The following is a 7,698-nucleotide window of genomic DNA, read 5'->3' on the forward strand; positions in this document are numbered from 1 at the left end:
CACGCCCGCTGCCGCCGCTGCGGCTGCGGGCGTGCTGGACGCCGTTTTCATCGGTGACCACCCGCGCGCCGGCCAGATGGTGGCCGGCGGCACATTCCGGCGGCACCGCGGCGGCCGGACCGGGGGCAGGGTGCGGACCGCTCATGCCGCGACCCCGGCGGTCTCCGCCGCCGCCGCATTGTTCGCCGCCGGGGGCGGGGTAGGCGGGCGATCCGCGCCGCCGTCGCCGCGCGCGGGCCGCGCGGGAAGCGCCAGATGCGGCGACGATGCCTCCACCATCGGCCGGCCGACCAGCCGCGACAGGTCGCGCAGCGCCTTCAGCATCCCCAGCCCGTGCGGCCCGGCGATATAGCGCGGCTCCCATTCGGGGGCGTATTTCTCCTTGTAGGCGCGCAGGCCGCGGAACCCGTAGAAGCGTTCGCCGTGGCGGAACACCAGCGCCGCCGCCTTCGCCCAGGCGGGCGCCAGCCGCCGCCCCTCGATCCCCGACAGCGGCGCGATGCCGAGCGTGAAGCGGCGATAGCCGCGCGCCTGCGCCCATTGCAGCAGGTGGACGAACAGGAAATCCATCGTCCCCGGCGGGGCGGCATCCACCTGGCGCATCAGGTCGACCGACGCCTCGCTGCGGTCGGCGGTCAGCCAGAGGTTGGCGAAGGCGACGATCCGCCCGTCGATCAGCACCAGCGCGATGTCGAAATGGCGCAGGTAGTCGCGGTCGAACCGCCCCAGGCTGAAGCCCTTTTCCTCATGCCGCTTGGCGCGCACCCATTCGTCGGAGACGCGCGCCAGTTCGTCCATGATGACCGGCACCGCCGCGGCGGGGACGATGCGGAATTCGGCGCCCTTGCGCGCGACCGCACGCTCCGCCTTGCGGACCGAGCGCAGCCGCGGCGTGTCGAGCGTGAAGGCGGACAGGTCGACCACCGCCTCCTCGCCATATTTGATGATCTCCAGCCCCATGCCGATCGCCAGGTCCAGCATCGGCGCGGTGATCTGGTACAGCAGCAGCCGCCCCTGCGCGCGGTCGGCCATGTCGCGCATCTGCCACAGCAGCGCGGGCCAGGCGGCGGGCGCGCCGACGGGATCGCCCATCACGATCCAACTCGACCCGCGCACCTGGTACATCAGCAGCGCGGTTTCGTCGTCGGACAGCAGGAAGCGCTTGTCGCCGGTCAGCGCCAGCATCGCGTCGGTGCGCGTCGCGGTGGCCAGGATGCGCGCGATCGCATCGGCATCGGCGGGCGGGTGCGCGGCGACCCGCGCCGGCCCCATCAGCCGCCAGATCGTCGCCCCCGCCAGCATCACCGCCACCGCCAGCGTCGCGCGCAGGAAGCGCGGCGCATCGCCCTTCAGCGCGACCTGCCACCACAGGTCGTCGGCATAGGGCACGCGGCGATAGGCGAAGAACCCCGCCCAGGTCGCGAGCGCAACGATCGTGGCGATCGACGCGATCCACCCGGCGGTCAGCGGCGCCTGCGTCAGCGCGCTGCGCCGGTAGAAGGCGGGGCGCGTCCATTGCAGCAGCCCCGCCAGCGCCAGGCAGACGATCGCTTCCTCGACGTCGATCCCCTTCGCCAGCGAAAAGGCGGCGGCGGCCAGCAGCAGCGCGCGCGTCGCCACGAACGCGCCGTCCAGCCGTCGGTACAGCGCCGGGGCCATCAGCAGCAGCCCGGTGCCCGCCAGACTCGCGGCGATATGGCTCGCCTCGATGAACGGCAGTGGCAGGATATGCCCCAGAACGCCCATGCGCGCATGGAGCGAGGGCAGCGACCCCGACAGCAGCAGCATCCCCCCGCCCAGGAACGTCGCCGCCGCCATCGTCAGCGGTGCGATCCCGCTGGCGACCGCGCGCCCCTCCGCCAGCAGCCGCGCGGGCAGTGCGCGGTGGCGCCGCCCCTCGTGCCACGCCAGCAACGCCACCCCCAGAGCCAGCGGGGCGAGGTAATAGATGACGCGATAGGCGATCAGCGCGGCGAACAGGTCGGCCCGGTCGCCGGGGATCACCGCCAGCACCACCGCCTCGAAGACGCCGATCCCGCCGGGGACGTGCGTCACCACCGCCGCGACGATGCCGAGCGCATAGGCCAGGACGAAGGCGGGCAGCAGCGCCGGCTGCGCGCCGGGGATCAGCACGTACAGCGCGGCGGCGGCGGCGGCGGTGTCCAGCGCGGCGATCGCGATCTGCGCCAGCGCCTGCCGCGCGTCGGGCAGCGGCACCGAGAGCCGCCACAGCCGCAGCGGCGCACGCCGTACCGCGCACGCTGCGACCAGCGCCGCCGCCAGCGCCAATATGCCGACGCCCGCGGCATGCGCCGCATCGGCGCCGATCGTCGCCCCGGCAATCGTCAGCGCGCCGTCGCGCAGCGCCAGCGCCAGCCCGGCGACGGTGACGATCCCGGCCCAGAAGGTCGCGCTGGCGATCCCGACGACGCGCGCGACGTCCGGCCCGTCCAGCCCGGCGGCGCTGTAGATGCGATAGCGCGCCGACCCGCCGGTCAGCAGCGACAGCCCCAGATTGTGGCTGAGCGTGTAACTGGTGAACGACGCCAGTGCCGCAGTGCGCCACGGCAGCGGCCGCCCGATGATGCGCAGCGCCATGACGTCGTACAGCGTCAGCGCCAGGTAACTGAGCGCGGTGAACCCCAGCGCCATCGCCACCTGCGTGCCGGACAGGTCGTGCAGCGCGGCGCGCACCTGCGCGAAGTGGATCTCGCGCGTCAGCCGCGCGAGCGCCGCGAACCCCAGCGCCACCAGCGCCAGCACCGCCGCGACCGCGATGGTCGTGCGATGCCGCGCCAGCCGGATCAGCCGCTCAGGCATGGGGTGGCTGCCCGATGCGGCGCCACGTCTGCGACTTGCACAGCAACCCGCCCAGCACGCACCCCTTGATCACCATGTGATCGGGTTCGGACTGTTCGATCCGCGATGCGAACCGCCGCCCCATGTCGGGGACGAACACCGTGCCCGCCCAGGCACCCGATCCCAGCGGGCGATAATCCTCCAGCAACTGGACGCCGATCAGCGGATCGACCCCGCTGTCGCGCGCATCGTCGCGCGCCTCCGCGCTGGCCCAGACGATCCATCCGCACAGATGGGCGCCGCACGCGCCGGTACGCACCGCGACGGTGCCGCGCGGGTTCATCCAGAACCCCTCCGGCCCGGCTCCTTCGGCGAAGAAGCCGGCCTGCGCCGCCCCCGCCGGCAGCAGTGCGGCGGCCAGCGCGATTCCCGTCGCCATGCCGCGCCATCCCATCGTCATCGTTCGCCTCCCCTGTTGGTTCTTGGCCGGTCGCCACCCTGCGCCCCCGCGCATGACGCCCGCTTCATCGTTCGCTGACATTTTCGTCATCCGGCGCGCCCGGCGGTGTCGGCGATCGCGCGCCACAGCGCCCGCGTCAGCGCCGCCGTGTCGTGGTTGAGGTAATGATCGCCCGGCAGCGCGACGGCGCGCACGTTGCGCTGGTGCCATGACGGGCACAGGCTGGTTTCCTCGCGAACGCCGTGGATGCACAGCACCGGCACCCAGCCGATGCGCCGCGCGCTGGGCAGGGCGGGGCCGTCGGGCGCGCCGTCCAGCAGTCCGCCGGGCGATGCCTTGAACAGCAGCGTATCGCCCGGCACCACCAGCGCGACCAGCGGCACCCGCGCGCGCAGCGACGCGGGCAGCCGCGCCGCGCTCGCCTGCAGCATGTCGGCGCCGAACGACTGGCCGATCAGTACCACCCGTCGCGCGCCCGGCAGCGCCAGCGCGGGGCGTGCGGCGGCGGTGACGAAGGCGGCGGCCTCGGCCCGGGTGCGGCGGTGGCGGAAATAGACCAGCGAATTGACCTCCAGCACCGGTACGCCGCGCGCGGCGTACCGGTGCTGGAGGTCAATTCGCTGGTCTATTTCCGCCACCGCCGCACCCGGGCCGAGGCCGCCGCCTTCGTCACCGCCGCCGCACGCCCCGCGCTGGCGCTGCCGGGCGCGCGACGGGTGGTACTGATCGGCCAGTCGTTCGGCGCCGACATGCTGCAGGCGAGCGCGGCGCGGCTGCCCGCGTCGCTGCGCGCGCGGGTGCCGCTGGTCGCGCTGGTGGTGCCGGGCGATACGCTGCTGTTCAAGGCATCGCCCGGCGGACTGCTGGACGGCGCGCCCGACGGCCCCGCCCTGCCCAGCGCGCGGCGCATCGGCTGGGTGCCGGTGCTGTGCATCCACGGCGTTCGCGAGGAAACCAGCCTGTGCCCGTCATGGCACCAGCGCAACGTGCGCGCCGTCGCGCTGCCGGGCGATCATTACCTCAACCACGACACGGCGGCGCTGACGCGGGCGCTGTGGCGCGCGATCGCCGACACCGCCGGGCGCGCCGGATGACGAAAATGTCAGCGAACGATGAAGCGGGCGTCATGCGCGGGGGCGCAGGGTGGCGACCGGCCAAGAACCAACAGGGGAGGCGAACGATGACGATGGGATGGCGCGGCATGGCGACGGGAATCGCGCTGGCCGCCGCACTGCTGCCGGCGGGGGCGGCGCAGGCCGGCTTCTTCGCCGAAGGAGCCGGGCCGGAGGGGTTCTGGATGAACCCGCGCGGCACCGTCGCGGTGCGTACCGGCGCGTGCGGCGCCCATCTGTGCGGATGGATCGTCTGGGCCAGCGCGGAGGCGCGCGACGATGCGCGCGACAGCGGGGTCGATCCGCTGATCGGCGTCCAGTTGCTGGAGGATTATCGCCCGCTGGGATCGGGTGCCTGGGCGGGCACGGTGTTCGTCCCCGACATGGGGCGGCGGTTCGCATCGCGGATCGAACAGTCCGAACCCGATCACATGGTGATCAAGGGGTGCGTGCTGGGCGGGTTGCTGTGCAAGTCGCAGACGTGGCGCCGCATCGGGCAGCCACCCCATGCCTGAGCGGCTGATCCGGCTGGCGCGGCATCGCACGACCATCGCGGTCGCGGCGGTGCTGGCGCTGGTGGCGCTGGGGTTCGCGGCGCTCGCGCGGCTGACGCGCGAGATCCACTTCGCGCAGGTGCGCGCCGCGCTGCACGACCTGTCCGGCACGCAGGTGGCGATGGCGCTGGGGTTCACCGCGCTCAGTTACCTGGCGCTGACGCTGTACGACGTCATGGCGCTGCGCATCATCGGGCGGCCGCTGCCGTGGCGCACTGCGGCACTGGCGTCGTTCACCAGTTACACGCTCAGCCACAATCTGGGGCTGTCGCTGCTGACCGGCGGGTCGGCGCGCTATCGCATCTACAGCGCCGCCGGGCTGGACGGGCCGGACGTCGCGCGCGTCGTCGGGATCGCCAGCGCGACCTTCTGGGCCGGGATCGTCACCGTCGCCGGGCTGGCGCTGGCGCTGCGCGACGGCGCGCTGACGATTGCCGGGGCGACGATCGGCGCCGATGCGGCGCATGCCGCGGGCGTCGGCATATTGGCGCTGGCGGCGGCGCTGGTCGCAGCGTGCGCGGTACGGCGTGCGCCGCTGCGGCTGTGGCGGCTCTCGGTGCCGCTGCCCGACGCGCGGCAGGCGCTGGCGCAGATCGCGATCGCCGCGCTGGACACCGCCGCCGCCGCCGCCGCGCTGTACGTGCTGATCCCCGGCGCGCAGCCGGCGCTGCTGCCCGCCTTCGTCCTGGCCTATGCGCTCGGCATCGTCGCGGCGGTGGTGACGCACGTCCCCGGCGGGATCGGCGTCTTCGAGGCGGTGGTGCTGGCGGTGATCCCCGGCGACCGGGCCGACCTGTTCGCCGCGCTGATCGCCTATCGCGTCATCTATTACCTCGCCCCGCTGGCTCTGGGGGTGGCGTTGCTGGCGTGGCACGAGGGGCGGCGCCACCGCGCACTGCCCGCGCGGCTGCTGGCGGAGGGGCGCGCGGTCGCCAGCGGGATCGCACCGCTGACGATGGCGGCGGCGACGTTCCTGGGCGGGGGGATGCTGCTGCTGTCGGGGTCGCTGCCCTCGCTCCATGCGCGCATGGGCGTTCTGGGGCATATCCTGCCACTGCCGTTCATCGAGGCGAGCCATATCGCCGCGAGTCTGGCGGGCACCGGGCTGCTGCTGATGGCCCCGGCGCTGTACCGACGGCTGGACGGCGCGTTCGTGGCGACGCGCGCGCTGCTGCTGGCCGCCGCCGCCTTTTCGCTGGCGAAGGGGATCGACGTCGAGGAAGCGATCGTCTGCCTGGCGCTGGCGGGGCTGCTGCAATGGACGCGCCCCGCCTTCTACCGGCGCAGCGCGCTGACGCAGGCGCCGCTGACCGCCGGGTGGATCGCGTCGATCGCCACGATCGTTGCGCTCGCGACCTGGGCGGGGTTCTTCGCCTATCGCCGCGTGCCCTATGCCGACGACCTGTGGTGGCAGGTCGCGCTGAAGGGCGATGCGCCGCGCTTCCTGCGCGCGACGCTGGCGGTGGCGGTGATGCTGGCGGGGGCGACGATCTGGCGGCTGATGGGGCCGGCGCGGGTCGCCGCGCACCCGCCCGCCGATGCCGATGCGATCGCGCGCATCCTGGCCACCGCGACGCGCACCGACGCGATGCTGGCGCTGACCGGCGACAAGCGCTTCCTGCTGTCCGACGACGAAACCGCGCTGCTGATGTACCAGGTGCGCGGGTCGAGTTGGATCGTGATGGGCGATCCCGTCGGCGCGCCCGCCGCCTGGCCCGCGCTGCTGTGGCAGATGCGCGACATGGCCGACCGCGCGCAGGGGCGGCTGCTGCTGTACCAGATCACCGCGCCGATGCTGGACCTGGCGATCGGCATGGGGCTGGAGATCATCAAATATGGCGAGGAGGCGGTGGTCGACCTGTCCGCCTTCACGCTCGACACGCCGCGGCTGCGCTCGGTCCGCAAGGCGGAGCGTGCGGTCGCGCGCAAGGGCGCCGAATTCCGCATCGTCCCCGCCGCGGCGGTGCCGGTCATCATGGACGAACTGGCGCGCGTCTCCGACGAATGGGTGCGCGCCAAGCGGCATGAGGAAAAGGGCTTCAGCCTGGGGCGGTTCGACCGCGACTACCTGCGCCATTTCGACATCGCGCTGGTGCTGATCGACGGGCGGATCGTCGCCTTCGCCAACCTCTGGCTGACCGCCGACCGCAGCGAGGCGTCGGTCGACCTGATGCGCCAGGTGGATGCCGCCCCGCCGGGGACGATGGATTTCCTGTTCGTCCACCTGCTGCAATGGGCGCAGGCGCGCGGCTATCGCCGCTTCACGCTCGGCATCGCGCCGCTGTCGGGGATCGAGGGGCGGCGGCTGGCGCCCGCCTGGGCGAAGGCGGCGGCGCTGGTGTTCCGCCACGGCGAACGCTTCTACGGGTTCCGCGGCCTGCGCGCCTACAAGGAGAAATACGCCCCCGAATGGGAGCCGCGCTATATCGCCGGGCCGCACGGGCTGGGGATGCTGAAGGCGCTGCGCGACCTGTCGCGGCTGGTCGGCCGGCCGATGGTGGAGGCATCGTCGCCGCATCTGGCGCTTCCCGCGCGGCCCGCGCGCGGCGACGGCGGCGCGGATCGCCCGCCTACCCCGCCCCCGGCGGCGAACAATGCGGCGGCGGCGGAGACCGCCGGGGTCGCGGCATGAGCGGTCCGCACCCTGCCCCCGGTCCGGCCGCCGCGGTGCCGCCGGAATGTGCCGCCGGCCACCATCTGGCCGGCGCGCGGGTGGTCACCGATGAAAACGGCGTCCAGCACGCCCGCAGCCGCAGCGGCGGCAGCGGGCGTG

General features: G+C 73.6%; 6 protein-coding genes. 3 read left to right on the top strand and 3 right to left on the bottom strand.

Annotation, left to right across the window (positions count from 1 at the left end; genetic code table 11):
- Positions 1–141: 141 nt before the first annotated feature.
- The 3 genes from mprF (AX685_RS07025) to AX685_RS22400 form a co-directional block, all read right to left on the bottom strand.
- Entirely contained in the window at positions 142–2,820 is a 2,679-nt protein-coding gene (mprF, locus tag AX685_RS07025) for a bifunctional lysylphosphatidylglycerol flippase/synthetase MprF (protein ID WP_082740670.1), read from the bottom strand.
- Positions 2,813–3,259 carry a DUF2147 domain-containing protein gene (locus tag AX685_RS07030; RefSeq protein ID WP_096611983.1) on the bottom strand — a complete coding sequence of 149 codons (447 nt, stop codon included), beginning with the start codon at positions 3,257–3,259 and terminating at the stop codon, positions 2,813–2,815. The genes mprF (AX685_RS07025) and AX685_RS07030 overlap by 8 nt, the downstream gene beginning before the upstream one ends.
- A gap of 86 nt (positions 3,260–3,345) precedes the next feature.
- Complete coding sequence (locus tag AX685_RS22400) at positions 3,346–3,837, bottom strand: AcvB/VirJ family lysyl-phosphatidylglycerol hydrolase (RefSeq protein WP_066486914.1); 492 nt, start codon at positions 3,835–3,837, stop codon at positions 3,346–3,348.
- Between the two features lie 24 nt (positions 3,838–3,861).
- Between AX685_RS22400 and AX685_RS22405 the strand changes: the two genes are divergently transcribed.
- The 3 genes from AX685_RS22405 (at position 3,862) to mprF (AX685_RS07050) (ending at position 7,557) form a co-directional block, all read left to right on the top strand.
- Positions 3,862–4,353, top strand: coding sequence for an AcvB/VirJ family lysyl-phosphatidylglycerol hydrolase (locus AX685_RS22405; protein WP_066486914.1), 492 nt, complete (start codon positions 3,862–3,864; stop codon positions 4,351–4,353).
- An 86-nt stretch (positions 4,354–4,439) separates the two neighbouring features.
- Positions 4,440–4,886, top strand: a complete 447-nt coding sequence (locus tag AX685_RS07045) for a DUF2147 domain-containing protein (protein ID WP_096611983.1) — start codon at positions 4,440–4,442, stop codon at positions 4,884–4,886.
- The gene (gene mprF, locus AX685_RS07050; RefSeq protein ID WP_082740670.1) at positions 4,879–7,557 is read left to right on the top strand and encodes a bifunctional lysylphosphatidylglycerol flippase/synthetase MprF; all 2,679 of its coding nucleotides are present in this window, start codon (positions 4,879–4,881) and stop codon (positions 7,555–7,557) included. Before AX685_RS07045 ends, mprF (AX685_RS07050) begins: the two co-directional genes overlap by 8 nt.
- Positions 7,558–7,698: the final 141 nt, after the last annotated feature.

The organism is Sphingomonas sp. CCH9-F2 (assembly GCF_001556735.1).
Classification (GTDB): domain Bacteria; phylum Pseudomonadota; class Alphaproteobacteria; order Sphingomonadales; family Sphingomonadaceae; genus Sphingomonas; species Sphingomonas ginsenosidimutans.

Bases quoted from the DNA above. Each gene is read 5' to 3' on its own strand.
- mprF (WP_082740670.1), bottom strand. From the start codon at position 2,820: ATGCCTGAGCGGCTGATCCGGCTGGCGCGGCATCGCACGACCATCGCG.
- AX685_RS07030 (WP_096611983.1), bottom strand. From the start codon at position 3,259: ATGACGATGGGATGGCGCGGCATGGCGACGGGAATCGCGCTGGCCGCC.
- AX685_RS07045 (WP_096611983.1), top strand. From the start codon at position 4,440: ATGACGATGGGATGGCGCGGCATGGCGACGGGAATCGCGCTGGCCGCC.
- mprF (WP_082740670.1), top strand. From the start codon at position 4,879: ATGCCTGAGCGGCTGATCCGGCTGGCGCGGCATCGCACGACCATCGCG.